The organism is Bacteroides sp. AM10-21B (genome assembly GCF_003472565.1).
GTDB classification, from domain to species: Bacteria; Bacteroidota; Bacteroidia; order Bacteroidales; family Bacteroidaceae; genus Bacteroides; species Bacteroides propionicigenes.
In genome coordinates this window covers 183,179-209,398 of record NZ_QRME01000007.1, presented here as the reverse complement: position 1 = coordinate 209,398, position 26,220 = coordinate 183,179, and the positions used below count along the sequence as shown (strand labels likewise).

Sequence of the window (26,220 nt, the reverse complement as noted above, 5' to 3'; positions counted from 1 at the left end):
GAGAGTATCGGTTTTCATAATGGATATATCTTATTTAATTGAAATTATGAAAGTGTCGCTTTCATAATTTCAATTGGATTATAATCATTCAGTGCAATACGTGTAGAAGGATGCAGTGTAAAGCCGGCGGCTTTTGCTCCTTCTATGAATGCGTTTTTACTTTCTGCCGATACGGAGTTGAAAACTATGCAGCCGTTGGGCTGTAACGTTTCTTTTATTTTCATCAGCATTTCCGGCAGATGTCCACCGTGTCCGCCTATAAAGACGGCATCGGGGCGGGAGAGGGTATCGGTTGCCGTTTGCAGGAAGTCGCCGATGATTGCCGTAATGCCCGGTGTACCGAAACGGCGGCTGTTGATATTCATCAGTTCTTTGCCTTCTTCACGTATTTCAAAGGAAACTATCGTAAGGTGGGGAAACTGTAATCGGGCTTCAATGGAAACCGAGCCGGTGCAGAAGCCTATATCCCAGAATACACGATGTCGGTTCAGTTCCAATGCCTGCAATGTGAGCAAGCGGATAGGGGCTTTGGTTATCATCCGGGCACGTCCGTCCAGATGGGCGAACTGTTCATCGGGGATGCCGAAAGGACGGGATTCGGGAAAGGAGGTGGCATAAAGCAACAGGTTATTAGGATACTGAAACTCGTCTTGTACCGCTTCTTTCAATGTCATGTGACGGATACGTTCTTTTTCAGGATTGCCGAGATGTTCCCCTACATACATTGTATATCGTTGGTAGCCGTACTCCAGCATACGGGCGGCGATAGCGGCGGGTGTATGTTCCCGGTCGGTGAGGACACCTATCTTGGGAGCACGTTCAATCAGAGCGCGGTCGAAGTCATGCCAGGGACGTCCTGTCAGCGAAACGGTGCGCATATCATTGTAGGGCATTACGAGACGGTGTGCTAATGTTTGTAGTGAGTTGAAAGATGGATAAAGCTTGATGTCCGCATCCGGCAGTTTCCGTTTTACCGTATTGGCAAAGCCGAAAAACAAGGGGTCGCCCGATGCGAAAATAATAATTTGACTGATATCCGATTCAGTTTGTCTGTATTCGTCACTGCCGAACACTCTTTCATATTGTGCGAACACATTATCCAATGGTACGGAAATGGAAATCCATTCCGCATCTTCCGGCAATAAGCTTTTGACAATCCCCCTATGTCGTACTCCTCCCGAAAATACCTTTCCATTCCGTATGTGTTCCAATACTTCCGGCGAAAAGAAAGGTACTCGGTTATCGTCCATTCCTATAATGATAAATTTCCGTTCCATCCCTAATCTCTAATCACTGATTACTATTTCACACATCTCGTCCCGGTCTTAACAATTCCGCATCATTGTAACACAAAATAGAGTTTACCAATGTTGCGGCGAGATTACTTCCTCCTTTGCGTCCTTCCACAATTATTTTCGGAATCCGGATGAAAGGTTTAATCATATGTTTGGACTCCTGTACGTGTACAAAGCCTACCGGAGCAGCGATAATTCCTGTGGGATGTGCTTTTCCTTTGCGTATAAGGTCGCAGAGTTCCATTAGTGCAGTCGGAGCGTTGCCGAATACGAAGAGGGCATCGGGATAATCTTCAACGGCAAGGCGTGTGCCCGCCTGTGTACGGGTGATACCTTTCTCTGATGCCATTGCAGCGGTACGAGAATCACCGAGATAGCATTTTACCTCTACACCCAAACGTTCCAAAGCCCCTTTGCGAATACCGCTGGCCGCCATTGTCACGTCTGTAATGATTGTGCGTATGCGTCCCTCTATGATGCCTTGATACAAGGTCTCCACGGCTTTTTCGTCTGTGTGCAGCAATTTCTCCATTTCAAAGTCAGCAGTGGTGTGGATGGCGTGCAACAGCGCCCATTTATGGTCGAGGGGAATATTCTTGTTCTTCAGTTCTTTCTCGATGGTACGGAAACTGCGTATCATAATATCCTGACCTTTGTTAGTATGGAGTTGACCTTTAGGATTCTGAAGTTGAGGTTTGGCAGTTTCAAGTTGACCTTTACGGATTCCGGTCTCTTCCCTGTAATATCCCCGCGGAGTAATCATCGTTCCGTTCCACTCGTACGACTGCGAATTGCCTATCAGTACAATGGTAAACATATCTATCTCTTCGGGATTGAACGCTTCCAGTGTTGTTATGTGCACTTCCTGTTCGGGGCGTCCTGCCTGGCGTACATATCCCACAGGCGTTTGCGGCGAACGCCCTTCTTGTAAGAACAATTCCTTCAGTCGGTACAGTTGCCAGTAACGCCCTTCGCTCTTGGGATTGTAGACGGCTGTCACAAAATCAGCGGCGACAGCGGCTATAATACGTTTCTCGATGCGCTCCCATGGAGTCATTAAGTCTGAGAGGGAGATTACGCAGAAGTCGTGTCCCACAGGAGCACCCAGTAAAGAGGCCGCTTTCTGGAAAGCACTGATACCCGGCAGGGAGACAATCTCCACGTTGCTGCATCGTTCCCGTTTCATTTCATGTACAAGCGGAGTCATGCCGTAAATTCCTGCATCACCGGAACTGATGACACATACCGTTTTTCCCTGTTCCGCCAGTTCAAAGGCTTGTTCGGCACGGACACGTTCCCGTTTCATCCCCGTATCTATACATTCCGTGCCGGGGCGAAGGTGAGGAGTGACAAACCGGAAATAGTATTTATATCCCACTACTACATCCGCTTCTTGCAAAGCGGCAATAACGGCGGGTGTAATGTCTTGCTCATTACCCGGGCCGATGCCTGCAACAATTATTCTGGGTTGTTTCATTTAATCTCTCAGTTATTACTATTTGTCAAGCGTGTAGATTTGTATTAAACCATTATGCTTATTACGTTACAAAATATAATCTACAAAGATATATTCAAATTACCACATTCAAGGCATGAAACGACAATTTTCTCATTCCGGTTCTTTACCGGCTGCATATGCCTTTTTCTTCTCCATGATATTTAGTATACGGTGTTTTAGTCCGAAACGGATATGGTCTATAAAGATTTCCTGTATTTCGGGCACTTGTCCCAAACCTTCCAAAAGTGTGCGAACGGTATATCCTTCCTTTTCAAGCTGTTCTTTCCATTCTCCGGCAATATCGTTCTTGGCATGGTCGCCGGCTACGAACATAAAGGGGATAAGGGTCACATTCTTGGCTTTGGCGGTTTTCAGTTGTGCCAGCATATTTTCGAAAGCGGGATAACCTTCAATGGTACCTACATGGAAATTGCTGAATCCGGCAGCTTTTAGCATATAGTCCATTTGGCAGTATGTAGCAGTACTGGGCGTATATGTTCCGTGCCCTACCAACACGAAATGTTCTTTGTCTTTCTTCTTGGCGTTTTGTGCCCGAGCATTGAACCGTTGCCCCAGAATATCAGCAACCTTTTCCGAATCTTCTACAGAATATAGCAAGGGAGTACCTACGCGTATTTCCTTGAAGAAAGGTGATACGCTCTCCACGTCACGACGCAGTGATTCCATTTCTACACCGTCAATGATATTGGTACTTTGTACGATAATGTGTGTATAGCCTTCGCCACGCAGTTGAAGCAGTGCGTCCAACGGAGTCGGTTTGTTGACACCGCGTGCTTTAAGGCGGCGTATGATGATACGCGAAGTGTAGGCTTCACGAAATTCCAGTTCGGGAAAAGTGTTTCGTGCTTTGACGTTGACGGCATCAATGGTCTGTGCACGTGTGTCATCGTGTGTAGTGCCGAAGTGCACCATGAGTAGTGCGGCTTTTTCACCGGGTTTTATGCTTGCCAGCATATCGCTGGGCACGAAATTTCCCCCTTCATGAGCAGTGCAGAAGAGAGAAACGGCAAGGAACAGAGAGAGGAGAGAAGTTTTCATAAACAAAATTGATTGATTATTACCTTATTTTTTAAATCGTACCGACAAACTCACATATACCGAGCGTCCCGGATTGAGTGTCGAGAAGTTATTGTTCCAAGGGCGGTCGTCTATTTTATCGAAGATGTTTTCAATGCCTACGCCCGGTTCCAAAATAATGGCCTTCAGATTGAAAGTATGGCGGGTGTTCAAATCCCATTGCTGGAATTTTGGGGCATAGCCGTATGTTTGTGAATAGCGTTCGCCTTGCAGGCGTCCATGTACATTTATATTTAAGCGGTAGAAGCTCCATGTATGTTCCCACTGGCCGTTGATATTTCCCATATGCTTGATACTTTTGTCTATGGGCGATACTTCATAGTTGCCATCGGCTTGCAACTGTTTGGCTTCGGTATCCATATATGTGTATCCGCCTCCTACTCTGAAACCTGCACCCATATTCAGACTGGCATTCACGCTGAGGCCTTTGGTATTTGCCTTGTCTACGTTGTCACGTTGGCGTATCTCATCGAAAGTGGTGTATTTGTCATCCAGTCCCATGTCGTGTATTTCTTGGTCGGAAAGGGTACGGTAGTTTATCATGTCACGGATGTCGTTGATGAATCCGGTGACGGATACAGAAAGCCAACGGTAGTTGTACTCTGCATTCAGCGAATAAAAGTTATTTTTTTCCGGTTTTAGATTGATGTTACCCGTAGTGTAGCGGTTGCTGGTCTTGGACTCATCGGTGGCATAAAGTTGCGATAAGGTAGGTGTACGGAAACCCGCTGCATAAGCGGCACGCAGATTCAATCCGCCAAGTTTGTACATCAGCGATACGTTGGGGGTGGCATAGCTTTTGAAGTTTTGGTTGTAGATGTAGCGTATGCCCAATACGGCTTGCAGGTTCAGGGGCAGCTTTATTTCATCCTGTGCATAGAAAGCGAAAGTGTACATATGTTTGGAGGCGATGTTATCCGATTCGCTCTCAAGTCCTTCGTTTACGTACTCCATACCGGCTGACAGTTTGTTGCGGCTGCCCAAACGAAAGATACCTTTTATGTTTCCGTTGTAGTAACGTACTTGTTTGCGGGTTACTTGGTCGCCCGGCAAGTAACTGCCTGACTTTTTGAAGTAGATATAGTCCGACGAGAAATTGTCCGAGTAGAACTCTGCGTCGATATAAGCAAAACGGTTTATCATGTATTTCATGCCTGCGCCGTAAGTATAGGTTTCATGTTTCAGGTTGTAAGTATAGGCGTCTTTTAGTACGAACTGACCTTTGCTCTTGGCATAGTACGTGGCATCTTGCGGACGGCGGGTTTTGTTATCATAATAAGTACCGCGCGCATAGAACGACAGTTTGTCTGTGGCATTGAATACGAAACGCTGGTTCACGGTGTTGGAGTAGAAACCTACGGAAGTAGGTCGTCCGGTTTCGTAGCCGTTCTCATCGATGTTATTGTTCTGCCAACTTCCTGCCTGACGACGCTGGTAGGAGGTGTATGAGGAAAATTTTCCGGCATTGACATCGGCATTGACACTTTCAGTCAGGCGTCCCTCATTGGAGTAGTGGGTATAGCTGGACACGTTTACAGTGTTCCGGGCATCGTCTGTGATAATATTGATAACGCCGCCTATGGCATCACTTCCGTACAGAGCGGACGCTGCGCCGTTCAGTATCTCGATACGTTTGACATTGGCTACGTTAATACGTGTGTAGCGGTCTTCACCTGCCAGGCGTTTACCGTTTTCCAGTATCAATATGTAGTCTTCGTTAATACCGTTCAGGCTCATGGTAGTACCCATACCGTTGGTGTAAGAAGATATATTGGGCGTTAGTTTTACCAGTGCTTCTTCCAGCGTGGATATGTTGGTGCTACTTATGTCTTTGGCTGTGATTACGGAAACGGGAACGGGACTATCTGTCATTCGTCGGTGTGTACCGGTTCCGGTTACTACTACTTGGCTGATGTTGTTGTAACTCTCTTCCAGTTTTATGAGGAGATTTTTCTTCTGTCCGTCTGTGGTGTATTTTTTGGGGGTGAAACCAATATAGGAGAATCGTAGTGTGTGCTGTCTGTCAGGTAGGTTGTCGATAGTGAATTCTCCTTTTCCGTTGGTGGTGCATCCTGTCAGACTATTGTCTATCCGGATATTTACCCCTGCGAGAGGTTCGTTTGTGTCGGCATTCACTACTTTTCCGCTCAATGCAGTCTGGGCATAGAGCAGGGGTGTCAGGCAGCACAGTATGGCTGCCAATAAACATTTAGTTCTCATTTATTGAAAATGTAAGATTAATACTTGTCTTCCTGACCCCGGGAAGACGTTGACTGCGCAAATTGCCAAGGCAGGTTTCCTGACTCAGTCTCGTGGAAAAAACAGACCTTCCCGTCCTCGGCTTACGTTGTGCTCAAACTAATGTTTGCTATCAACAACCGTCTGTAAGACAGTGGTATTGCTTTGAAGAATGTTTTCCGCATGCTCCGTTGCGTGATAAGCAGGCGGAGCAAAGTGACTTTACAGTAGCGGGCACTGTTCCGGTTTCGCACCGGATTCCCTTTTATACAACTCGTTGGGACAACGGGTGTATCACCTAAGCGGTAACAAAGATAGGGGTTTATTTCTAATTGATAAAGGAAAGGGTGAGATAACATAATAGGTCCTATCTAATTGCCTATTTTTTTTGATTTGTAATTCTTTAAAATACCTGATTTTAAAAGGAAGGATGTGCCCAAAATGATAATTGAATTTCATTTTGGACACATTCTCTTATTGATGAAAAAAATTATGTGTCTTTATGCTTTGTTCTCTACTTTGCTTTATGCTTCCGGCTGATAATCTTCACCATTTTCCCAGGCGTCGGCATCCCATTGTTCTTTCAGGTGGTTTACCCAGATTGCACGTATTTCAGGATAGCTGCCCAAAGCTTTGATACCACAACCGTCTTTGATACCGTGGTCGGCATCGGCCTGGCCTACGGGGTGAGCTTCAAATGCTCTGTCTACCTTGAAACCTGCTTTTTCCAGACGTTCGCGCCAGCTGTATTCGTTGGTATTGAGTTCTACTTCATCCAAACCTTTGTTTTCGGCTATTGCTTCGATACCCCAAAGGTCGTTATGGGCGTGGTCACCGGCAATAGACATGAAAGGAGCAAGGTAGATGGTTACGTCTGCAGGTTGTAAATTGTTGGTTTTGCAATATTTCATCACTTGTGAGTAGATGCAGCCGGGATAGTTGCTTATCATCTGCTCGGCAGAAGCTACCGATATACGGTCTGCTTCTTTCTCTTCCTCTTCTTTCGGCCAGAAAAGCATTTCGCCATAGTCTACGGTACCTACGAAGATATTTCCGTTTGCGGCTTTTGCTTGTAGTTTATTCTGTACATCCAGGTACTTACCGTTGGCATTGTAGTTCACATCGGGGTTACCGTGTCCCATCAAGAGAACGATGTTCTTCTTGTCGGTCAGTTTATCTTTGTAATGATTATAAAGAATCTTTGACACTTCTTCCGTATCATCATCAGTAGAGAGCAGGTTGGCGCCTTTCAGTACATCAATATGTGGATACCAGTCAATCATAAAGTTTTTCTTAATGTCGGTATTCATCAGTGAGAGGTATTCTTCACCGGGAATAACGTGAAGTGATTGTACGGCTACGCGTGTATATCCTGCATCACCGATAGCTTTCAACCATTGGTCCAGTTTGTAACGTGCTTCACCGGTCGAAGCTTCTGCACGACCGATACAGGTACGTGAGGTGAAAGACATATAGATGTCTGTTTGAGGAAACTGCTTTTGGAAATCGGCAATAATGTTGTCATAAACATCCAATGATTCATTATAAGTACTTCCGAAAGTACAGAGCAGGATAGCGGTGTCATGCTTCTTGGTTTCGGCTACTACCCTGGTTGCTGGGTTTACGGTACTTTCTTCATCGTCGTCGTCGCTGCAAGAAGTGAATCCTGCGCAAGTTGTGGCCGCTACGAGAGCCACCATCAGATAAAACTTGAAACTTTTCATACTTTGTTTGTAAATTGATTAATAAAAAAGATATTTTGCTATTGGGAATTTAGGAGTTAATGAAGTGAACTTCCTTGTTTATTCTTGAACTTTATGAGCGCCGAGATGTAGAAATTCCTTCCCGGCGTGCTGGTAGCCCGATTGCGTCCGAAAGGAGTACGGTCTACGTAGTCGAAGAGGTTGTCCACGCCTATGTTCATCGTCAGCGTCCAGAACCGCATTTTCATCAGGGTATGGGCGGTGTTGACGCGCCATGTCTGGAAGCCGTCGGCGTTGTTGTCGTTGACGTAGTGGCGGGTTGACTGGTATCGGCCGTACACTCCCAAGCCGAGGCGGTAACAGTTCCACGTGTGCTGCCAGGTGGCGTTGAGCATGGCGTTATGGTTGGATGTGGCGTCGATATAGAGATACTTCATGTAGTTATCGTCCTTATCGGCGGCATACTGCGCTTTCGGATTGGCATAGCTGTACCCGCCTCCCAGCATGATATCTTTTGTGGGGCGGTAGTTGAAAGTGAAGTCCATTCCGTAGATGCGGGCTTTCGTGAGGTTGGTGTATCTCTTGCTTTTCTCTATCTCGAGGAGTTTCTCTTCGGGGGTTACTTTTATCTCTACCAGCTCTATCATGTTGCGGATAAAGTTTGAGTAACCTGTCAGGCTCGCTTGGAACTTGCTCCCTACGTATTCCACGCTGACGGAAGCGTATTGTGAGGTTTGCGCCTTGAGGTTGGTGTTGCCATGATAGGCGGTGAGAGAGCCGCCGCCGATGCTGCCTGTGTATTTGTAGTAGAGTTCTTTGATGGTAGGCGCTTTGAATCCCATAGCATAGGAAGTACTCAGGTTGAAGTCGCTGACTTTGTAGAGTGCAGAGATTTTGGGGCTGAGGTTCAGTCCGGTTTCCTTGTGCTGCGTGCCGCGCACGCCGGCGGTCAGTATAAAGCTGTCCGTGGCAGTCCATTCTTCCTGTGCGTAGGCGGCGAGCGTATAGACGGAAGCGATGTTGTTTGCTATGTGGTGGGGAGATTCCAGACGGTTGTACTGGTACTCTATACCGGTATTGAGGATGTGTCGGTCGCCAAAATAGAAGATGCCTTTTACTTGTGCCAACACTTGTTGCTGTATGCTTTGTTTGATACGCTGGCCGGGGTAGTAGGTGATGCGGTCGCCGTCTTTGAAGTAGTCGGTGATGTCTTTCAGCTTATAGTCGTAGAAGTAACCGTAGCGGCCGTATGAGAGGTCGGCGGTGAGGTAGTTGCGCCCGTTCAGCTTGTACCTGCTTCCGGCGGCAAAGGTGTAGTTGCGGTAGTAGAAGTCGTTGGGCAGGTACTTCCACGGGCCGTGCGTACGCATCACCCAACGTTCGTAGTACGTTCCTTCGGCGGTGAGGTTCAGTTTCTTGTTTATCCGCCACTCCAGATTCTCGGAGAGGGTGTAGTTGCTGGAACGGTTGACGGTAAGCATGGTAGAGCCGGACTTCAGTTGGTTCTGGTCCCATTGCATGTCCGTATTGCGCCAGCCGTCGGTATGGCGGAAGTTGATGCCGGTCACCGATTTCAGTTTGCCGTAGCTGAAGCCGAAACTGGTGCTCTGCCGTACGTCGCCATACTCGCCCACACGGGTGGTATTGGTGAGCTCCATCTTCTCCCTGCTCTGTTTGGTGATGATATTGATGACTCCGGCGATGGCATCGCTGCCGTAGAGCGAAGAGGCGGCGCCTTTCACAATCTCGATGCGCTCTATGTTGGCGGGATTCAGTTGGTTGAGGTCGTTCTGTCCGCCGATGTCCCCGTTCATGCGTTTGCCGTTTATCATGATGAGGATATAGTCGTTGTTCAGTCCGTTGAGCTGGATGTGGCTGCCCATATCGCCGTCATGGAAGGTGAGGGAAGGGCTGAGACCGCTGAGAAGGTCATCGATGCTGCGTGCTTGGTATTGTTCCAATGCTTTTCCTGTGAGCACTTCTGTCTGCACGGGGGCGTCTTTCAGGTAGTGTTCGGTTCCCGTACCTGTTACTACTACCTCGTTGAGTAGTAACGAGAGTTCTTTCTCTTCTTTGTTTTTAAGGATACTTTGTGCCGTGGCTGATTGCATCACACCGCACAGCAGTACCGCTTCAAGCCAATACTTGTGCTTCATCGTTTACCGATTTTTACGTTGAATAAAACAAAACGGCACGTCGCTTCTGTGTGCGAAAGGGATAATGGCCCGAAAGAGTAAAATAGGAATCCTATCGTATCAGTATGGGGGACATCGCTTCTAATCCTGGAAGCTCAGTGCTCAAGTTACGGAAGTAGGTAGGTATTCTGGCTCTCCTCTGCTTGTATTGCCTTCCCATCGCATTGCTACGACAGTGGCTTTTGTGGATACAAGCCTCTTTTATTGAGGATTACAGCTGCAGGTACAGCTCCGGTTTTGCACCGGATTCCCTTACATCGGTGGGCGGATATGCCTTCCCGATTGCCAATTCCGAGGGCAAAGATAAAGATTTTTTTAGAAAACGAAAGACTTATAATGAATAATATTTTTCGGCTTTTGCCAGCGTTTCCGGTTTGCCGATGTCGAACCATCGGTAGTCTTGCAGCGGATAGCCCTGTATACGGGCTGTTTCGCAGACAGACAGATAGAAGGGGATAATGGAGAATTTTCCGGTCCATTCACCGTTTTCCATGTAGTGAAAAAGAGAAGAGGATATGACATGGATGCCACCGAAAGCCATTTCCTTGTACTGTCCTTCTTGGAAAGTGAGGCCTTCCGGTTTGGTTTCGCCTGTGGATTTGTTTATCCAGCCATGCAGGCGGTTGGCATCATCCAGCAGCAGGTAGCGGGAGGTCTGCCGTTGGCTGACGAGCAGTGTGGCTTCCGCATTGCTTTTTTGGTGATGTCTGTATAACTCTGTGAGATTTATATCTGAGAGGATGTCGGCATTGTGCACTAAAAACGGTTCGTTGCTTTCCAAGAAAGGACGTGCTTTCTTTATCCCTCCACCGGTGTCGAGCAACATATCCCGTTCGTCACTGATGTGGATAGTGATGCCGAAATCATTATTGGCACGAAGAAACTCGATAATCTGTTCTCCGAAATGGTGGATATTGACTGTAATATCATTGAATCCGGCATCTTTCAGTCGTAGAATCACTCGTTCCAACATCGGCTTTCCGGCTACGGAGACGAGTGCTTTGGGTGTGTGGTCTGTCAGCGGACGAAGGCGAGTACCCAGTCCGGCGGCAAATATCATTGCTTTCACTGTTTACCTTTTTGCGCTAAAGTTTTGTTCTATATTCTGTTCTCTGTGTATCAAATTCACTTGTACGCCGAATTTTTTGTTCAGATGTTCAGCCAAGTGCTGCGCTGAATATACGGAGCGGTGCTGACCGCCCGTACAACCGAAACATATGGACAGGTTAGTGAAACCGCGTTCCATATACCGTTTTACGGAGGCGTCTACCAAGGCATATACGTGTTCGAGGAAGACAGTGATTTCTCCGTCCTCTTCGAGGAAGCGGATAACGGGTTCGTCGAGTCCGGTGAAAGGCTTGTAACGTTCGTATTTACCGGGGTTGTTCACCGCACGGCAGTCAAATACGAAGCCGCCGCCGTTGCCGGAAGAATCTTCGGGAATACCTTTCTTGTAAGCAAAGCTGGTGACCTTGACTACCAGACGGCGTTTTTGCAGGTCGTCGGTGAATTGTTTCAGTTCGGTCAGTTCGCGCAGTACTTTGCAGAGATACGGATATTCGGGATAGGGTTCTTGCAATAGCTGGCGCAGGTTTTCGATGGCGAAAGGTACGCTTTGGATGAAGTGGGGCTTCTTCTCGAAGTAGCCGCGGAAACCGTATGCGCCTAATACCTGCATGGTGCGGAACAGTACGAAATGACGGAGTTGGGCATAGAAGTAGTTTTCGTCCACCGGTTGGTACTTGCGCAAGGCTTCGATGTACTCTTTCAGGAGTTCTTGGCGCAGGCTGTCGGGATAGTTGGCTTTGGCTTGCCACAGGAATGAAGCCACATCGTAGTAGACAGGCCCTTTGCGTCCGCCCTGAAAGTCGATGAGCCAAGGTTCATCATCCTTAATCATTACGTTGCGGCTTTGGAAGTCACGATACATGAAAGTAGCGGAACTGCTGCGAAGGAGTACGTCCGTCATCTTCTGGAAATCGTCTTCCAGACGGTCTTCTTGGAAATCCATGCCGGTTGCCTTGAGGAAACAGTATTTAAAGTAGTTCAAGTCCCACAAGATACTGCGGCTGTTGAACTCTGCCTGCGGGTAGCAATAGGAAAAGTCCATGCCGTCGGCTCCGGCAAACTGTACGGCGGGCAACAGGCGCATAGTCTTGCGCAACAGTTGCTTCTCTTCTTCTCCGAATACGCTCGTCTTGCGTCCTTTTTCGATGGCATTGAACAAGAGAGTGTCTCCCAAGTCCTCCTGCAGATAGTACACATCGTCTTCGGAACGGATAAAAACTTGGGGTACGGGCAGGCCTTTTTGACGAAAATGTTCTGCCATATAGAGAAAGGCACGGTTCTCTTCAACAGATTCACCGCTGACACCTATCAGTGTAGGTGTACCTGTGAGGCGAAAGTAGCGGCGGTTGGAGCCGGAAGAGGGAAGTTCGTCAATGGTTTCGGGTTCGTGCCCGGTATGTGAGATATAGAGTTTTTTAAGTTCTTCGGTTATCATAGCGTTTTTTTTATATTTGGCAGCTAAGATAAGGGTTTTGTCGGAGATATTTTTACCTTTGCCTAAAAATCCATATAGAAATGTGTTCCATTCCTCAATTTCTCATAGCCGCCCCTACATCGGGCAGCGGAAAGACTACCGTAAGCCGCGGACTCATGGCTTTGCTGACACAAAAAGGGTTGGCGGTGCAGCCTTTTAAATGCGGACCGGACTATATAGACACCAAATATCATGCGGCTGTATGCGGACGTGCTTCCATTAATCTGGACACGTTTATGGCTTCCGCCGAACATATACGTGGACTCTATGCACGCCACGCCGCTCCTGCAGATGTCTGCATTGTGGAAGGGATGATGGGGATGTTCGACGGGTACGATCGTGACCGGGGCTCTTCGGCGGAGATAGCACAGCTGTTGCAGCTTCCCGTAGTGCTGGTGGCGGATGCCAAATCTGCCGCTTATTCAATGGCTCCTTTATTGGCGGGATTCATTCATTTTCGTCCGGGGATACGGATTGCGGGAGTGATATTCAATCGTGTAGGGTCGCCCCGGCATTATGAAATGCTTCGGGAAGTGTGTACCGAGGTAGGTGTCACCTGTTTGGGGTATCTTCCAAAGACAAAGGCGTTGGAACAGGAATCGCGTTACTTGGGGCTTGATTTCAGTCAGTCTAAAGGTACGGATGCCATCGGTACTCTGACGGAGTTACTGGAACAATATGTGGATTGGAAACTGTTGTTGGAAAAAACGGCTCTTCCGTTACAGAAAGTGCCGGAGGAGGGAAAGGACAAGGCGGTTGTCGGCACTCGGAAGCCGGGTGGTCTGCGTATATTGGTGGCCCGTAATGAAGAATCTTTCTCTTTCATTTATGAGGAGCACTTGGAGATATTGCGTGAAATGGGGTATGTTTCTTTCTTCAATCCGGAAGAGAATATCCCCATATCGCAGGATATTGATTTGCTGTATTTGCCGGGCGGATATCCGGAAAAGCATTCCCGGAAGCTTGCCGGAGCTTATAAGATGAAAGAATCCGTTCGGGAGTATATAGAGTCCGGTGGCAAGACGCTGGCGGAGTGTGGCGGGCTGATTTATCTTTCGTATGCCGTCGGTTATGACAGGCGGGAGCATGGGGGTAATGACAGCGGGTTCGACAGGATGGTGGGAGTATTCCCTTTTTATATCTCCAATGAGGATGAATGTCGGAAACTGACATTGGGCTATCGCAGTTTCGACTATAAGGAGCAGCATTTGCGGGGGCATGAATTTCATTATACGCAGTTTGGAAAGTTGGGGGCAGCTCCCGATGACAGTAAGAAAGAACTGTATATGCCGCCTACTGCCATACAAGCGTATAATGCCAAAGGACAGCCGGTGAGTACGCCTGTGTTTCGCTACAAGAACACGATAGCAAGCTATACGCACCTTTACTGGGGAGAGACGGACATAATGAGATTATTTGAATAACAATGTGCTGAGAGATGAAAAGAGTATATACCCGTACGGGAGACAAAGGGACAACCGGCATTCATGGCGGAGCGCGTGTTCCCAAAGATGATATTCGTATTGAGGCAAATGGCTGTCTGGACGAACTGAATGCCGTGATAGGAATCGTGCGTTCCATGCTTCCTGCCGAAGACGATTGGCAGGAATTACTGCACACCATCCAAAAGGAATTGATGGTAGTGATGAGCCATGTCGCTACCCCCGATGATGTATTGAATCCTAACTTCCTATCTGCCGCACAGCTGACTGCACGCTGCGAACAGGAAATGGATGCCATGACCGCTGAATTGAAGGAAAACGGTTATTTTCTTCTGCCGGGCGGAACTCCTGTCTCTGCGCAGCTGCATTTTGCCCGTACAGTGGCAAGGCGTGCCGAACGACGTTTGTGGACATTGCATCGCCAATCTCCGTTGAATGAAGATATATTGTGTTTCGTGAATCGCTTGTCTGATTTCTTTTTTGTCATGGCACGCGCCGAGATGCAGCGGCAGGACTGGTCGGAAGAGAAATGGCAGGAGTTTGCTTATAAACGGAAAAAAGGTGGAATCAAATAGTAACTTTTTCTTAATTCCTGTCACTGATTTGTTAACAGCAGCCTATTCCTATTAAACCATGTTATAAGTTGGGCTACAACTTTCGTATAATTTGGAGATTCCCGAAATGTCCGTATATTTGTAATGTGTTTTTCATAGTATTAGATTTAAGGTTAACAAAAAGATTGGCTGTCTGGGATAGATAGCCTTTTTTTATGCCCGTTTTTTTGTGTTATTCCATTTCTTCTATGGGCATATGATGTACATCAAAAAAAGTTTTGCCAGTGTTGCAAATTCCGTTTGATGTATGTCAAACGGAATTTGCAACACTGGTAGAATTATAGACCCGCCTTGTAGTGTGTACCGCCCATGCACCGTATACGATTACTTGTACCCACAAAGTCAGCATCTGAGGCCAGATGTCTACCAGATTGGCACCCATTGAATTCAATTTTACGAAAGCGAGTACGGCGGGAGCCACAGGGAATACATAGTGTGCCGCTTGCCAATACCAGGGCATTAGTTCCAACGGGTAGGAGACGCCGGAAAGGAAGATGTAGCCCACTGAAAAGAAAGCTATCATCAGTAGCGGGGCTTCGGAGTCGGTGAACCAACGGGACACAGCAAGCGCAAAGAAACTTGTGGCAAGCAGGAAAGGAATCATCATAGTGACAATGTCCCGACCGCTTCCTATGTTGGGAATGCTGAACAGATGCGGAAGAAGTCCCAACAGGAACATGGAGAACACAACATACAGCATGACATATACGAAAGTTCTTCCCGACACGATGCGCAGCGTATCTTTCAGGGAGCGGACATCCGTAAGGAAAATCCCTTTCCGCCTTGCTTCCGCCTCCTCGCCGGTAAGCATGGCAATCACCATCAGCATCGTCTGGAAGATGATAACAATCATTACGGCGGGAATCAGATAAGAGCCATACCCCTCGGTGTAGTTGTAGAGAGCTGTTCCTGATACACTGACGGGAGCAGACGATGCAACAGCCAGCAACCCTTGCGGTGGCAGGAAAACAGCTCCGGCAGGTCGGTGGGCATCGTTTACGGCAAGCATTACGCGTGAACTTGCCTCTTGTAATCCCTTGAAGTTGAGAAATGCGTCGGTTGCGGCATAAAGAGTGAATACGGATGTTTCGCCGCGTGCCACACGTGCCTCGAAGTCGGAAGGTATGTAGAGTATGCCGGTCACTTTACCTTGCTTCATCCATTCGCGCGCTTCGAGGATATTGGGGGTCTGTGCATAAACAGAAGTCTGCGGAGCGGCATCCAGCCAACGCACATACTCCCGGCTGAGTGCGGAATGGGAGAGGTCTACTACGGCAACGGGGGCTTTGCGCACCAAATTAGGAGCGTACATATAGTTGTAGAGCAAACCGTATAGGAATATGCCGCCTGCCAGTACCAACAGGATTGCGGGATTGGTGGAGATGGCTTTCCATTCGTGGCGGATAATATCGCTTAAGGAGGATATCTTGTTTTTATCCGCATGGAGATGGGGCAACGTATTATCTGCGGCGACCGTTCTCTTTATCCACCAATTCAATAAAGGCAGAACCGATACTGCCAACAATAGGAATACCAGTAGTATGGCTACCGATTGCCAGAAGTAGGCAAGACCTGCATTGAAATAAATCATGGCCTGTGCCGCTTCGGTGAAGTGGCGTACCGGAAACAGGTAGGATGCAGCATGGACAGGCGCATACATGGCGGTTACCGGAAAGGTGACTCCCGACAGGGTAGCTCCCAATGAGCCTACCATTGAAACTACACTGATGATATAGGCTATCTTAGGAAAGATAGAGAATATCACTACCGCCAATGCTTGTGTTGCCATGACGAAGAGTACCGTTACGCTGTTCATCAGCCACAGGCTGCCTTGAAAGGGGATGTGTAACGGTCCGAATAGCACGTAGTTTGCCAGTATGCCTATTATTGAGAATATAAGGGTGTAGGGCAGCAGCTTTCCTACAACAGCGACAAAGATATTGGCGTTTTGCAGATTGCCGGAATCTTTTCCTGCGGGTATGGCAGCCTGAAGCCAGTCTTGTGTCGTGCCAAACTTGAATTCGCTGCCTATGGCATAGACCGTTACAAGTAGAATCAGTATTTGAAACAGGACGAAGAAAAACGGTTGGCTCAGATAGATGGAGTAATCCATATCCGGGTTATAGAGCGGATGCGTGCCGGCTTCTATCGGGAGAAGGAATGTTTGCATCCGGTTTTGTTCCACTCCCAATGCCTCTGCCCGCACGATAATGGGGGATAGCGCCACGGGGGCAAGCGTGGTTTCAAAGGCGGCCATTAACTCGCTTCCTACTGAAAGAAGAGCGTAGTGGTAGTAATAGCTCAGTGACGCATCCGTCCCGCTGACGGCCTTTTGCTCGAACCGGGGCGGGATGGATAAGTAGCCGTATATCTCTTTCCGCTGCAATGCTTGGCGTGCAGAGGCTTCATCGGTAAAGCGCTTCGTGACGCTGAATGTAGGAGCTGCCGATATACGGCGGGAAATGTTGCGTGAAGTGGCTGTATTGTCTTGGTCTACAATGCCTATGGGGATGTTCTCCATTTGTCCGTTTCCGAAGATGGTAGCCATAAAGAACAGACAGAACAGGGGCAGAATAATGCACACGCCGAGATAAAGACGGCGGGAGGTTATACGGTGATATTCGCGAAGAAATACATTCATTACTACATTTTTATTAGAACAGACATTCCCGGTCGTAACCCTTCTACCGCTTGTACAGGACGTGCGTGTATTTCAAAGGTTTGCATATCGTAACTGCCTGTTTGTTTGGTGGACTTCCAAGTGGCGAAGCTGCCCAGCGGGCTGATATAGTAGATGCGGAACTCTATGCCTTTTTTGTCGAGGGCGGGAACGTCGGCTTGGAAGGTACCGCCCATTTGGAATCGGGGCATTAAATCTTCTCGAATATTCAGGACTACGTGTACGTCGCTCATTACGACCAAACTCATAATGGGAGTGCCCGGGGCGACCAGTTCACCGCGTTTGGGAAAGATAGTGGCTATCTGCCCGTCTTCGGGGGCCGTGAGTCTGGAGTCTACCAAGAGGGCGGAGACTTCGTCTACAGTGCTGCGGGCGGCATCTACAAGGCTGCGTGCTGCGGCACGGTCTTCGCTTTGTGCACCGTCTACTGCCATCTGATACTGTTGGTAGGCAGCGCGTTCGGCAGCTTGCGCGGCTTTGTACATGGCCTCCGCTTCATCCTTGCGTTGCGAGGTGACTACACTGTCCTTGTAGAGGGTGAGAATACGCTGATAGGTGGTTTGGGCAAGGGTGAGGTCGCTTTGCGTCTTGTTCCATAGTTGCCGGGCTGTGGCGACTATCTGCCGGCGTGTACCGGCATCAATCTTTTTGTTTTGCTCTTGAGCCACCTGTTCCAAGGCATTTACTTGGCGGTATTTGGCTTCTATGACAGGGCTGTTGATGACAACGAGTGTGTCACCGGCTTTTACCCGGTCGCCTTCTTCTACGAGAAAGGAATCGATGCGTCCCGGAAGTTTTCCGCTGATACGTATTTCTGTGGCTTCTATCTGTCCTTGCAACACCAAAGGCTGCCGGCTCATAAGTAGCATTCCAATGACCGATATTGCTACGGTAACGACTAAAATGACGATGAATGCAATGCTGATGGTTTTATTGTTGATATTCATTTTTATTACAATTTTTAGTTTTCGATTCTCAATTTATCAAACTGCTCCGGTATGCCGCATAGCGCCAGAAGATTCATCAATGCCACGTCGTACTCGTAATAGGCAGCCAAACGGGCGACACGTACGGCAGACAGCATCGTTTCGGCATCTATCACTTCGGTACTCGTAGCCATGCCTTCGGTGAACGATTTCTTGCGGATACGTACCAGTTCTTCACTCAGTTCGATTGTACTATTCAGGGCGCGTACATTGTCTTGGGCCTTTTGCATCTGCGTGTAGAGTTTGTCGATGCCCACGCTTAAATCGTCTTTGGCTTTTTCTTGTCCTATGGCAAGGGTTTGTCGGGTTATCTTGGATTGGCGTATGCGCTTTTCCCGTGCTAAGCCGTCAAAAAGATTCCATGTGAATCCTACTCCTATCATGGTGCGGGGAACGAGGTTACTTTGGATACCATGAGCATACAATGTCTGCTTGCCGAACACGGCAATATCGGGCAGGTATCCGCTTTGGTCGATACGGAGCTGTTGCTTGGCGATGTGCGATTGTAACTGCAATTGGTTGACGGTGTAGTTCTCGGTTCGCATGGTTTGCAAGAACTCTTCCTTGGCGGGGAGGACGGCATTTATGAAGAGAGGGGAAGTGGGCTGTATCTCGCAGGTATCGTCCATGTTGAGCAACGTGCACAATGCGTTCTGCAACACTGTGACTTCTTTTTGCGAGGCTTCCAATGAGCGTTGCGCTTCGTCCATGTTTACTTGTGCGAAGAGCCGCCCCGCCTTGTCTATCATTCCGGCGGATTCCAGTTTCAGTGCATTCTCGTAATGGCGTTTCAGGCTGTGGTAGGTATCTTGGCGTACACGCACCACTTCTTGTGCCAGACGTAGTCCGAAATAGCTTTCCGCTAAAAGGGTACGTTGGGTAGCGTCGGTTTGCTCACGGTTTTCGCGTGCCATGTCAATCATTGTGTTTCCTATTTTACCGGCACGGATGCGTTTTCCGCCGGAAAAGACAATCCATTCGGCTGTCAGCCCTACGGTTGTGAGGTTGCGCGGGGCAAGCGGAAAGACGAGTGTGTGGCTGCCTATCTGGTCGAGGATGCTGCTGATGAACCGGTCATCGGGAACAAGGCTGTGTACGAAGTCTTTGGCGGGATCTGTAAATTGCGAAAGAGGCTGTTTCACTTCTATCTTTTCGGACAGGTGTACAAATGTTCCCGCACCTTGCAGACTGGGATACCAAAGGGCATTCAACTTGTCACGTTCTGCACGTGCGGCTTCAATGCCCTTGTCGGCTATCTTCAGGCTGCGGTTTCCCTGCTGCATTTGCCGCAGGGCATCATCGAAGCTCAGGGAAAGGGGCTGTGCCGTTACGGAAATACCCGTTCCCAGAAGAATAATGAATAAGATTTGTTTCATATGTCAAGTTTTTCGTTTAGGTTTAGAATGATAAACTTGAAACACTCATTCTTTTTTATTGTTCAATCTACCGACCTTTTTGCTACCTTTGTGCTCGGAAATACAAAAATATATGAAGATACTTCACCCTATTATGTTTGCCGGCACAGGCAGTGATGTAGGCAAGAGCGTTATTGCGGCTGCTTTCTGCCGTATTTTCAAACAGGATGGTTACAGGCCTGCACCCTACAAGGCGCAGAATATGGCACTAAACTCGTATGCCACTCCCGAGGGGCTGGAGATTGGCCGTGCACAGGCCGTGCAGGCTGAGGCTGCAGGCGTACCTTGCCATACGGATATGAATCCGTTGCTGTTGAAGCCACAGTCCGACCATACCTCGCAGGTGGTTCTGAACGGTCGTCCCATCGGCAATCGCAATGCTTATGATTATTTCCGCAAGGAAGGGCGTGAAGAGTTGCGCAAAGAGGTGTGCGCCGCTTATGACAGGCTGGCACGGAGATATAACCCTGTGGTACTGGAAGGTGCGGGAAGTATCTCTGAAATTAATTTGCGTGACTCAGATTTGGTAAACCTTCCTATGGCTCTGTATGCCGGGGCGGATGTGATTCTGGTAGCGGATATTGATAGAGGCGGGGTGTTTGCCAGTGTTTATGGCTCGGTGATGTTGCTTCGTCCAAATGAACGTGAACGGATAAAGGGTATTCTTATCAATAAATTCCGTGGAGACATACGGCTCTTTGAGTCGGGCGTCAAGATGATTGAAGAACTGTGCGGTATTCCTGTTGTGGGTGTAGTGCCTTATTATAAGGACATTTATATAGAGGAGGAAGATTCGGTAGCCCTTGCCGCAAAGTCGATGCAGGCGGAACGGGGAAAGGTAAACATTGCCGTTGTGCTTTTGCGCCATCTCAGTAATTTTACGGATTTCAACGCGCTGGAACGTGACCCGCGCGTACACCTTTTCTATACCAATAATACGGATGAACTGGCAAAGGCGGATATTATCATCCTGCCCGGCAGCAAGAGTACGCTTTCCGACCTTTATGAACTTCGCCGTAACGGGGTGGCGCAGGCTGTTGTCCGCGCCCATCGTGAAGGGACTGCCGTACTGGGCATCTGCGGCGGTTATCAGCTTATGGGGCAGGAGATACTTGACCCCGAACACGTTGAAGGAGATATTGACCGCCTGCCCGGTCTTGGACTCCTGCCTGTGAGTACCCGTATGACGGGAGAGAAGGTGACAAGGCAAGTGAATTTCAAACTACTTGAAAGTTGCCGCACCACTGTTCCGCACAGCAACTCCCAATTTTCAACTCCCAACTTTCAATTAAAAGGCTACGAGATTCACATGGGTAGTACCGTTCCCGTAGAGGGTGCGCCTGCCTCTCCGCTGAATCTGTTGGAAAACGGACAGTGGGACGGGTATTTTGCCGATCGCACCTGTATGGGAACCTACATTCACGGTATTCTTGATAATCCGGAATTTATTGATTTCCTGCTCGAACCGTTTGCCGGTAAATTGTCGGAAAAAACAGAGACATTCAACTATCAACAGTTTAAGGAAGAACAGTATGATAAGCTTGCCGAACACGTGCGTCGTCACGTCAATATGCCGCTTATCTATCAGATATTGACAGAGAACCAAATATAGATAGAGATATGATTGAAGGACATGGAGATGACTCCTACAAATATAACCGCCCGATAACGGCTAATTTCAGTTCCAACGTTTACAGCAAGGTGGATCTTTCCCTATTGAAAGCACACCTGTGCGAGCGGATTGAGGGTATCGGCCACTATCCCGAACCGGAACCCTACACGCTTGAAGCCCGAATAGCCCGACGCTGTCATCTGCCTGCCGATGCCGTCTGTGTGACAAACGGCGCAACTGAGGCAATCTATCTCATAGCACAGACTTTCCGGGGCACGAATACGGCTATTTTGCAGCCTACCTTCAGCGAGTATGCGGATGCCTGCCGTATGCACGGACACCGGGTGACTTCATTATATCAGTTGCCCCAAGAGCAAGACGGGTATCTCTTGCCGGACGATGTGCGGATGTGTTGGCTGTGCAATCCCAATAATCCGACAGGAACGGTGGTTGATAAGGAATATATGCGTGAGCTGATAGAACATAATCCGCAGGTTTGTTTTATTATAGACCAGTCTTATGAGTTCTTTACATTATGCCCGCTCTTTTCTCCGGCAGAGGCGGCGGAATATTCCAATGTCCTGCTGTTGCATTCCATGACAAAAAGGTATGCTGTTCCCGGTTTGCGGCTTGGTTATGTGACGGGCAATTCCGGTTTGCTGGCACGATTGCGGACTAACCGTATGCCTTGGTCGGTCAATCAGCTTGCCATTGAAGCGGGAATGTTTTTGCTGGAGAATGATGTTCCCAATCCGTTGGATGTGGCGGCTTATTTGGAAGAAACGGCACGTCTGTCCGCTGCGCTTCAAGCCACCGGCGGATTGGAAGTATGGGCTACGCAAACGCATTTTATGTTGGTGAGGCTTCGTATGGGAAGGGCATCTGCTTTGAAGGATTATCTTGCCGGAGAATATGGCATTCTCATTCGGGACGCTTCCAATTTTGCAGGGCTGAACGAACAGTTCTTCCGTATCGCCACGCAGACCCCGGAAGAAAATGACAGGCTGGTGGCGGCGATTGTAAGATTTATGAGCTTGGATTTATAATCTATGAATGCGGGAAATATTTTTATGGAAGATATAATTATCATTTTAGGCATTGCTTTTAATCTGAACCTTCCGCTGCTTACGGCATGGTTGCTGGACCATTGGCTGGGTGATCCGGCTTGGTTGCCGCATCCTGTGGTGGCTTTCGGCAAAGCTATTTCTTTCGGTGAGCGTCATTTGAATAATGGGGGTGCCCGTTTCCTGAAAGGGGCTTCCATGTCATTGATACTTGTGGCAGGCGTTTATTTCCTTACGTTGTTTTTGCTGCGTTGGGCGGCGCATTATTCACCCGGACTGCTTTTGACCTTGCAAGTACTGCTTATCTTCTATTGCCTTGCCGGCACTACGCTGGTGCGTGAGGTTCGTGGAGTGTTTAAGGCCGCAGACTGTTCTTTGGAAGAAGGCAGGCGGCAGGTGGCCCGTATCGTAGGACGTGATACTTCCGGGCTTTCGGCACAGGAAGTACGTACAGCGGCATTGGAGACATTGGCGGAGAATTTGAGTGACGGGGTTATTGCTCCGTTGTTTTGGTACATTGTATTGGGGGTGCCGGGAATGATTGCTTATAAGATGATAAACACACTGGACTCCATGATAGGATACAGGAATGAACGGTATCGCCGGTTCGGATGTTTCGCAGCGCGCTTGGATGATGTTGCCAATTATATCCCTGCACGTTTGACAGCTTTTCTTATGGTAGCGGCTTCCGGCAGGTTCTCATTGCTGCTCTTTGTAGGGAAGTATGGCAATCAGCATGCCAGTCCCAATTCCGGCTATCCCGAAGCGGCTCTTGCCGGAATCTTGAACTGTCGTTTTGGCGGACCTCACAACTATTTTGGAGAAGAGGTGTGGAAACCCTATATCGGGGAGAATGAGCGTCCTTTGACAACGGAAGATATGCAGGTTGCCGTGCGCATCAACCGTTGTGCAGAATGGATTATGATAATGGTTGCTATCGTCACGGCTACCTGTCTGTCTCTTATAGGACAATTCTGATGATGCCCCCGTAAGGTGTCAGTGCGCTGAATGCTTCTTCGGCTTTGATGAGCCCGGCATATATCTGTGCGCAAATCAACACACCGCCATGTGCAAAGATTGCCACCCGTTGGTATGGTTTGGTTTTCAGTTCGTCCAGAAACCGGCTGACACGTTGATATTGCATGGCGAACGATTCTCCACCGGTGGCTGCAACATTTAAATAATCGGCATACCATTCCTGCAGACGAGGGTCGTCGTTACGGTCGAAAGGTTTCATTTCCCAATCTCCGAAGTTAATCTCCATAATACGCTTGTCATGTTCCGCATCAGGATATCCGCAGTAGGTGGCAAGGCGTACACAGCGTGTGAGCGGACTGGTATATACATGGTTGAAAGGCAAATATGCTTTCAAATTCTCTTTGGTAACGGCAGCTTCCTGTTCAAAAGTCGGTTTCAGGGGGACATCTGTCTGACCGTAACATACACCGGGCGGAACATCGACAGAGGTGTGTCGGATAAATACTATTTCCATAATTTACATTTCCTAATTCATAATTAAAATTACGCTTCCTATATAGAATGATAATTCACAAAGCAAAAAAGCCGCTCCGCAACAGTCCCCCGTATATCCTTGCAGGCGGCGTTTCATCAGTCGGCAGAGCAAGACAAAGGTCAATAGCGGAAACAAAGTGGCGGCCCATAGCTTTACGGGCAGAAGCACTATCAGCGGTAATAGTCCGCATATGAATGCAGTGAGAAGTTCGTGCCAATTCATACGGTTGTATATCACTTTGGCTTTGCTGTCTTCCTCCTTACGGGCGTATGGCAGGTAGTTGATGAGCTGGGATGCACAGAACTTCGACCAGCAATCGCCGCAAAATACAAGTATGCAGAGAAGATGCAGGGGAAGGAAGGATAGCTGTGACAACAGTAAGAAATAGATTATCAAACCGATAACGCCGTAGCTGCCTATATGCGAGTCTTTCATAATGGCAAGCGTGCGCTCACGGGTGGTGGCGCCGCCAAATCCGTCGAGAAAGTCCGCCAATCCGTCTTCGTGCAGGCAACCTGTGACAAGCAACCGGGCGATGACAGCCATACCCCAGGCTATGGATATAGGCAATATCTGTCCGGCAAGCCATAAAGTACCTGCCATGATGCCTCCGGTCAGCCAGCCTGCCAGCGGCCAATAGGGTACTACGTGCTTGAAACATTCGGCGGGCACTTCCTTTATTTTCCAGAAAGGAAGTCGTGTAAAGAAGATAAATGCAGCCAATATATTCATGAGCCTTAAAAGTATTTGGTAATAGAGGCGTGGGCAAAGTTATCCATTTCATTAACCATACGGACTGCCGAGTCTACAATGGGATATGCACAAATTGCTCCTGTGCCTTCTCCAAGCCTTAATCCTAAGTGTAATAATGGGTTGACATTTAGTGAATCAAGTATAAGTTTATGTCCGGATTCGTCTCCGCAATGCCCGAAGATAGCATAATCCAGTACTTCGGGATGCAGCTTTCCGGCTGCGAGAATACAGTTTGTCATGATGAATCCGTCTACCAGAATAATCATCTTCAGTTCGGCGGCTTGCAGCATGGCGCCTACTGCCATTACCATTTCCAACCCGCCAAAATAGCGGATGATGTCGCGTGGCGAGCCATCTCCTTTATAGTTGTCCAGTGCTTGTTTCAGTACCTCATACTTGTGGCGGATACCCGCATTGTCCAGACCGCTTCCCGCACCTACACATTCTTTCAGCGGGATACCTGTGAAGCAAGTCATCCATAAAGAAGAAGAGGAAGTATTGCCTATCCCCATTTCTCCGAAACTCAGTACATTGCTACCTTCTTCGTGGCAACGACACACCACTTCAGCGCCCCGCTCCAGACAAAGTTCCATTTCCTCCTCGGTCATTGCGGCTTCATGCAGGTAATTGCGCGTACCTTTACGTACTTTCATATTGATGATACCTTTTTCATAAGGCAAGTCATAATCTACTCCGGCATCCACTATTTTTAGCGTAAAACCATGCTGACGACACAGGAAGTTGACGCCTGCACCGCCATGAAGGAAATTGCTGATTTGCTGCCAAGTGATTTCTTTGGGCGAAAGACTGACACCCTCTTCCACGATACCGTGGTCGGCGGCGAAGATAATGTTCTGGGGATGTTGAAGGGTAGGAGTTAAAGTCTGTTGGATAAGTCCGATTTGCAGTGCAAGGCTTTCCAGAGTACCTAAGGAGCCTTTCGGTTTGGTCAGATTATTGATTTTATCAATCAATGCCGGGCGGATGGCTTCGTCCGGCCGGGAGATATGAAATGTTTTCATCGTATTCTTTTATTTTTTAATTCTTTATTCTTCATTTTTAATTTTCACCGCTATGCCGGATACCATCAGAATCACTTCATCTGCTTGCGAGGCTATGTATTGGTTCATCCAACCTTGCATATCCGTAAATTTCCGTTGTATCTCGTTTTCGGATGTGCCGCCCATGCCTATCTCATTCGTGACGAAAATAAAAGTGGCATCTTGTGCGGTAAAGCGGTCGAATTCTTCTTTGGCAGCGGTGAGGGCTTGGTCTGTGTCTGCATTCAAATCGAAGAAGAAGTTAGTGCACCACAGCGTTATGCAGTCTATCAGGACTATGCGCCCGGACAGTGCGTGGCGGCTCAATTCTTTTTCTTCTTCTATGTTCGTCCATTCAGCGCCGCGTCTTTCCTGATGGTGTATCACTCGTTTGCGAAACTCTTCATCCCATATACGTGCCGTAGCAAGGTAGACAGGGTTGGGAGAGAGACTGAGCGCCAGTTTTTCCGCATAAGTACTTTTGCCCGAACGGGCTCCGCCGGTGATAAGTATGATTCGTTTCATTGATTTG

General features: G+C 48.2%; 19 protein-coding genes, 2 pseudogenes and 2 riboswitches. Of the genes and pseudogenes, 5 read left to right on the top strand and 16 right to left on the bottom strand.

Annotated elements, in window-relative coordinates; all coding sequences use genetic code 11:
- Nucleotides 1-44: 44 nt before the first annotated feature.
- The 9 genes and pseudogenes from cbiE to DW121_RS11155 all read right to left on the bottom strand — a co-directional run bounded on the left by cbiE (nucleotide 45) and on the right by DW121_RS11155 (nucleotide 12,530).
- Nucleotides 45-1,277 (bottom strand): precorrin-6y C5,15-methyltransferase (decarboxylating) subunit CbiE, encoded by a 1,233-nt coding sequence (gene cbiE / locus DW121_RS11190; RefSeq protein ID WP_117712746.1) that lies wholly within the window; start codon nucleotides 1,275-1,277, stop codon nucleotides 45-47.
- 28 nt (nucleotides 1,278-1,305) lie between these two features.
- Nucleotides 1,306-1,956 (bottom strand): annotated as a pseudogene (locus DW121_RS15940) (precorrin-8X methylmutase); the annotation flags it as partial.
- Nucleotides 1,957-2,024: 68 nt separating this feature from the next.
- A pseudogene (cobJ, locus tag DW121_RS15935) lies at nucleotides 2,025-2,772 on the bottom strand (precorrin-3B C(17)-methyltransferase); the annotation flags it as partial.
- A gap of 132 nt (nucleotides 2,773-2,904) precedes the next feature.
- Nucleotides 2,905-3,852, bottom strand: a complete 948-nt coding sequence (locus DW121_RS11180) for a sirohydrochlorin cobaltochelatase (RefSeq protein WP_118323789.1) — start codon at nucleotides 3,850-3,852, stop codon at nucleotides 2,905-2,907.
- 24 nt (nucleotides 3,853-3,876) lie between these two features.
- The gene (locus DW121_RS11175; RefSeq protein WP_118323788.1) at nucleotides 3,877-6,111 is read right to left on the bottom strand and encodes a TonB-dependent receptor; all 2,235 of its coding nucleotides are present in this window, start codon (nucleotides 6,109-6,111) and stop codon (nucleotides 3,877-3,879) included.
- A gap of 51 nt (nucleotides 6,112-6,162) precedes the next feature.
- Nucleotides 6,163-6,446, bottom strand: a riboswitch (cobalamin riboswitch).
- A 207-nt stretch (nucleotides 6,447-6,653) separates the two neighbouring features.
- A complete protein-coding gene (locus tag DW121_RS11170) occupies nucleotides 6,654-7,853 on the bottom strand; it encodes a sirohydrochlorin cobaltochelatase (RefSeq protein WP_118323787.1) in 1,200 nt (399 codons plus the stop codon).
- Between the two features lie 56 nt (nucleotides 7,854-7,909).
- Nucleotides 7,910-9,988, bottom strand: a complete 2,079-nt coding sequence (locus DW121_RS11165; protein WP_118323786.1) for a TonB-dependent receptor plug domain-containing protein — start codon at nucleotides 9,986-9,988, stop codon at nucleotides 7,910-7,912.
- A 139-nt stretch (nucleotides 9,989-10,127) separates the two neighbouring features.
- Nucleotides 10,128-10,320: riboswitch (cobalamin riboswitch) on the bottom strand.
- A gap of 38 nt (nucleotides 10,321-10,358) precedes the next feature.
- Nucleotides 10,359-11,096 (bottom strand): nucleotidyltransferase family protein, encoded by a 738-nt coding sequence (locus DW121_RS11160; protein ID WP_118323785.1) that lies wholly within the window; start codon nucleotides 11,094-11,096, stop codon nucleotides 10,359-10,361.
- Nucleotides 11,097-11,099: 3 nt separating this feature from the next.
- On the bottom strand, nucleotides 11,100-12,530 hold the full coding sequence (locus tag DW121_RS11155; RefSeq protein ID WP_118323784.1) for a phosphotransferase: 1,431 nt from the start codon (nucleotides 12,528-12,530) through the stop codon (nucleotides 11,100-11,102).
- Between the two features lie 80 nt (nucleotides 12,531-12,610).
- Between DW121_RS11155 and DW121_RS11150 the strand changes: the two genes are divergently transcribed.
- The gene (locus tag DW121_RS11150) at nucleotides 12,611-13,993 is read left to right on the top strand and encodes a cobyrinate a,c-diamide synthase (RefSeq protein WP_118323783.1); all 1,383 of its coding nucleotides are present in this window, start codon (nucleotides 12,611-12,613) and stop codon (nucleotides 13,991-13,993) included.
- Between the two features lie 14 nt (nucleotides 13,994-14,007).
- On the top strand, nucleotides 14,008-14,586 hold the full coding sequence (locus tag DW121_RS11145; protein ID WP_117712763.1) for a cob(I)yrinic acid a,c-diamide adenosyltransferase: 579 nt from the start codon (nucleotides 14,008-14,010) through the stop codon (nucleotides 14,584-14,586).
- A gap of 289 nt (nucleotides 14,587-14,875) precedes the next feature.
- Here the strand turns inward: DW121_RS11145 and DW121_RS11140 are convergent, their stop codons facing one another.
- Genes DW121_RS11140 through DW121_RS11130 form a run of 3 tightly spaced genes read right to left on the bottom strand, consistent with a single transcriptional unit; the run spans nucleotide 14,876 to nucleotide 19,667 of the window.
- On the bottom strand, nucleotides 14,876-17,266 hold the full coding sequence (locus DW121_RS11140) for an ABC transporter permease (RefSeq protein WP_118323782.1): 2,391 nt from the start codon (nucleotides 17,264-17,266) through the stop codon (nucleotides 14,876-14,878).
- A gap of 2 nt (nucleotides 17,267-17,268) precedes the next feature.
- Nucleotides 17,269-18,252, bottom strand: coding sequence for an HlyD family secretion protein (locus DW121_RS11135; protein WP_118323781.1), 984 nt, complete (start codon nucleotides 18,250-18,252; stop codon nucleotides 17,269-17,271).
- A 14-nt stretch (nucleotides 18,253-18,266) separates the two neighbouring features.
- Nucleotides 18,267-19,667, bottom strand: a complete 1,401-nt coding sequence (locus DW121_RS11130; RefSeq protein WP_117712766.1) for a TolC family protein — start codon at nucleotides 19,665-19,667, stop codon at nucleotides 18,267-18,269.
- 112 nt (nucleotides 19,668-19,779) lie between these two features.
- Here DW121_RS11130 and DW121_RS11125 point away from each other — a divergent pair, with 112 nt between their 5' ends.
- The 3 genes from DW121_RS11125 to cbiB are packed head-to-tail and all read left to right on the top strand — an operon-like array spanning nucleotide 19,780 to nucleotide 23,360.
- Nucleotides 19,780-21,318 carry a cobyric acid synthase gene (locus tag DW121_RS11125; RefSeq protein ID WP_118323780.1) on the top strand — a complete coding sequence of 513 codons (1,539 nt, stop codon included), beginning with the start codon at nucleotides 19,780-19,782 and terminating at the stop codon, nucleotides 21,316-21,318.
- A gap of 8 nt (nucleotides 21,319-21,326) precedes the next feature.
- Complete coding sequence (locus tag DW121_RS11120; RefSeq protein ID WP_118323779.1) at nucleotides 21,327-22,364, top strand: threonine-phosphate decarboxylase; 1,038 nt, start codon at nucleotides 21,327-21,329, stop codon at nucleotides 22,362-22,364.
- Nucleotides 22,365-22,388: 24 nt separating this feature from the next.
- Nucleotides 22,389-23,360, top strand: a complete 972-nt coding sequence (cbiB, locus tag DW121_RS11115; RefSeq protein WP_118323842.1) for an adenosylcobinamide-phosphate synthase CbiB — start codon at nucleotides 22,389-22,391, stop codon at nucleotides 23,358-23,360.
- Here cbiB and cobC read toward each other — a convergent pair.
- From cobC to cobU, 4 genes are read right to left on the bottom strand one after another with little or no spacing between them, the layout of a single operon-like run.
- Entirely contained in the window at nucleotides 23,344-23,874 is a 531-nt protein-coding gene (cobC, locus tag DW121_RS11110; RefSeq protein ID WP_118323778.1) for an alpha-ribazole phosphatase, read from the bottom strand. The genes cbiB and cobC overlap by 17 nt on opposite strands.
- 12 nt (nucleotides 23,875-23,886) lie before the next feature.
- Nucleotides 23,887-24,627 (bottom strand): adenosylcobinamide-GDP ribazoletransferase, encoded by a 741-nt coding sequence (cobS, locus tag DW121_RS11105; RefSeq protein ID WP_118323777.1) that lies wholly within the window; start codon nucleotides 24,625-24,627, stop codon nucleotides 23,887-23,889.
- Nucleotides 24,628-24,632: 5 nt separating this feature from the next.
- Nucleotides 24,633-25,670, bottom strand: coding sequence for a nicotinate-nucleotide--dimethylbenzimidazole phosphoribosyltransferase (cobT, locus tag DW121_RS11100; protein WP_118323776.1), 1,038 nt, complete (start codon nucleotides 25,668-25,670; stop codon nucleotides 24,633-24,635).
- Between the two features lie 24 nt (nucleotides 25,671-25,694).
- Nucleotides 25,695-26,213, bottom strand: a complete 519-nt coding sequence (gene cobU, locus DW121_RS11095) for a bifunctional adenosylcobinamide kinase/adenosylcobinamide-phosphate guanylyltransferase (protein WP_117712772.1) — start codon at nucleotides 26,211-26,213, stop codon at nucleotides 25,695-25,697.
- Nucleotides 26,214-26,220: the final 7 nt, after the last annotated feature.

Excerpts from the sequence above, each read along its gene's own strand:
- cbiE (WP_117712746.1), bottom strand. The coding sequence starts at position 1,277 with ATGGAACGGAAATTTATCATTATAGGAATGGACGATAACCGAGTACCT.
- DW121_RS11180 (WP_118323789.1), bottom strand. The coding sequence starts at position 3,852 with ATGAAAACTTCTCTCCTCTCTCTGTTCCTTGCCGTTTCTCTCTTCTGC.
- DW121_RS11175 (WP_118323788.1), bottom strand. The coding sequence starts at position 6,111 with ATGAGAACTAAATGTTTATTGGCAGCCATACTGTGCTGCCTGACACCC.
- DW121_RS11170 (WP_118323787.1), bottom strand. The coding sequence starts at position 7,853 with ATGAAAAGTTTCAAGTTTTATCTGATGGTGGCTCTCGTAGCGGCCACA.
- DW121_RS11165 (WP_118323786.1), bottom strand. The coding sequence starts at position 9,988 with ATGAAGCACAAGTATTGGCTTGAAGCGGTACTGCTGTGCGGTGTGATG.
- DW121_RS11155 (WP_118323784.1), bottom strand. The coding sequence starts at position 12,530 with ATGATAACCGAAGAACTTAAAAAACTCTATATCTCACATACCGGGCAC.
- DW121_RS11150 (WP_118323783.1), top strand. The coding sequence starts at position 12,611 with ATGTGTTCCATTCCTCAATTTCTCATAGCCGCCCCTACATCGGGCAGC.
- DW121_RS11145 (WP_117712763.1), top strand. The coding sequence starts at position 14,008 with ATGAAAAGAGTATATACCCGTACGGGAGACAAAGGGACAACCGGCATT.
- DW121_RS11140 (WP_118323782.1), bottom strand. The coding sequence starts at position 17,266 with ATGAATGTATTTCTTCGCGAATATCACCGTATAACCTCCCGCCGTCTT.
- DW121_RS11135 (WP_118323781.1), bottom strand. The coding sequence starts at position 18,252 with ATGAATATCAACAATAAAACCATCAGCATTGCATTCATCGTCATTTTA.
- DW121_RS11130 (WP_117712766.1), bottom strand. The coding sequence starts at position 19,667 with ATGAAACAAATCTTATTCATTATTCTTCTGGGAACGGGTATTTCCGTA.
- DW121_RS11125 (WP_118323780.1), top strand. The coding sequence starts at position 19,780 with ATGAAGATACTTCACCCTATTATGTTTGCCGGCACAGGCAGTGATGTA.
- DW121_RS11120 (WP_118323779.1), top strand. The coding sequence starts at position 21,327 with ATGATTGAAGGACATGGAGATGACTCCTACAAATATAACCGCCCGATA.
- cbiB (WP_118323842.1), top strand. The coding sequence starts at position 22,389 with ATGGAAGATATAATTATCATTTTAGGCATTGCTTTTAATCTGAACCTT.
- cobC (WP_118323778.1), bottom strand. The coding sequence starts at position 23,874 with ATGGAAATAGTATTTATCCGACACACCTCTGTCGATGTTCCGCCCGGT.
- cobS (WP_118323777.1), bottom strand. The coding sequence starts at position 24,627 with ATGAATATATTGGCTGCATTTATCTTCTTTACACGACTTCCTTTCTGG.
- cobT (WP_118323776.1), bottom strand. The coding sequence starts at position 25,670 with ATGAAAACATTTCATATCTCCCGGCCGGACGAAGCCATCCGCCCGGCA.
- cobU (WP_117712772.1), bottom strand. The coding sequence starts at position 26,213 with ATGAAACGAATCATACTTATCACCGGCGGAGCCCGTTCGGGCAAAAGT.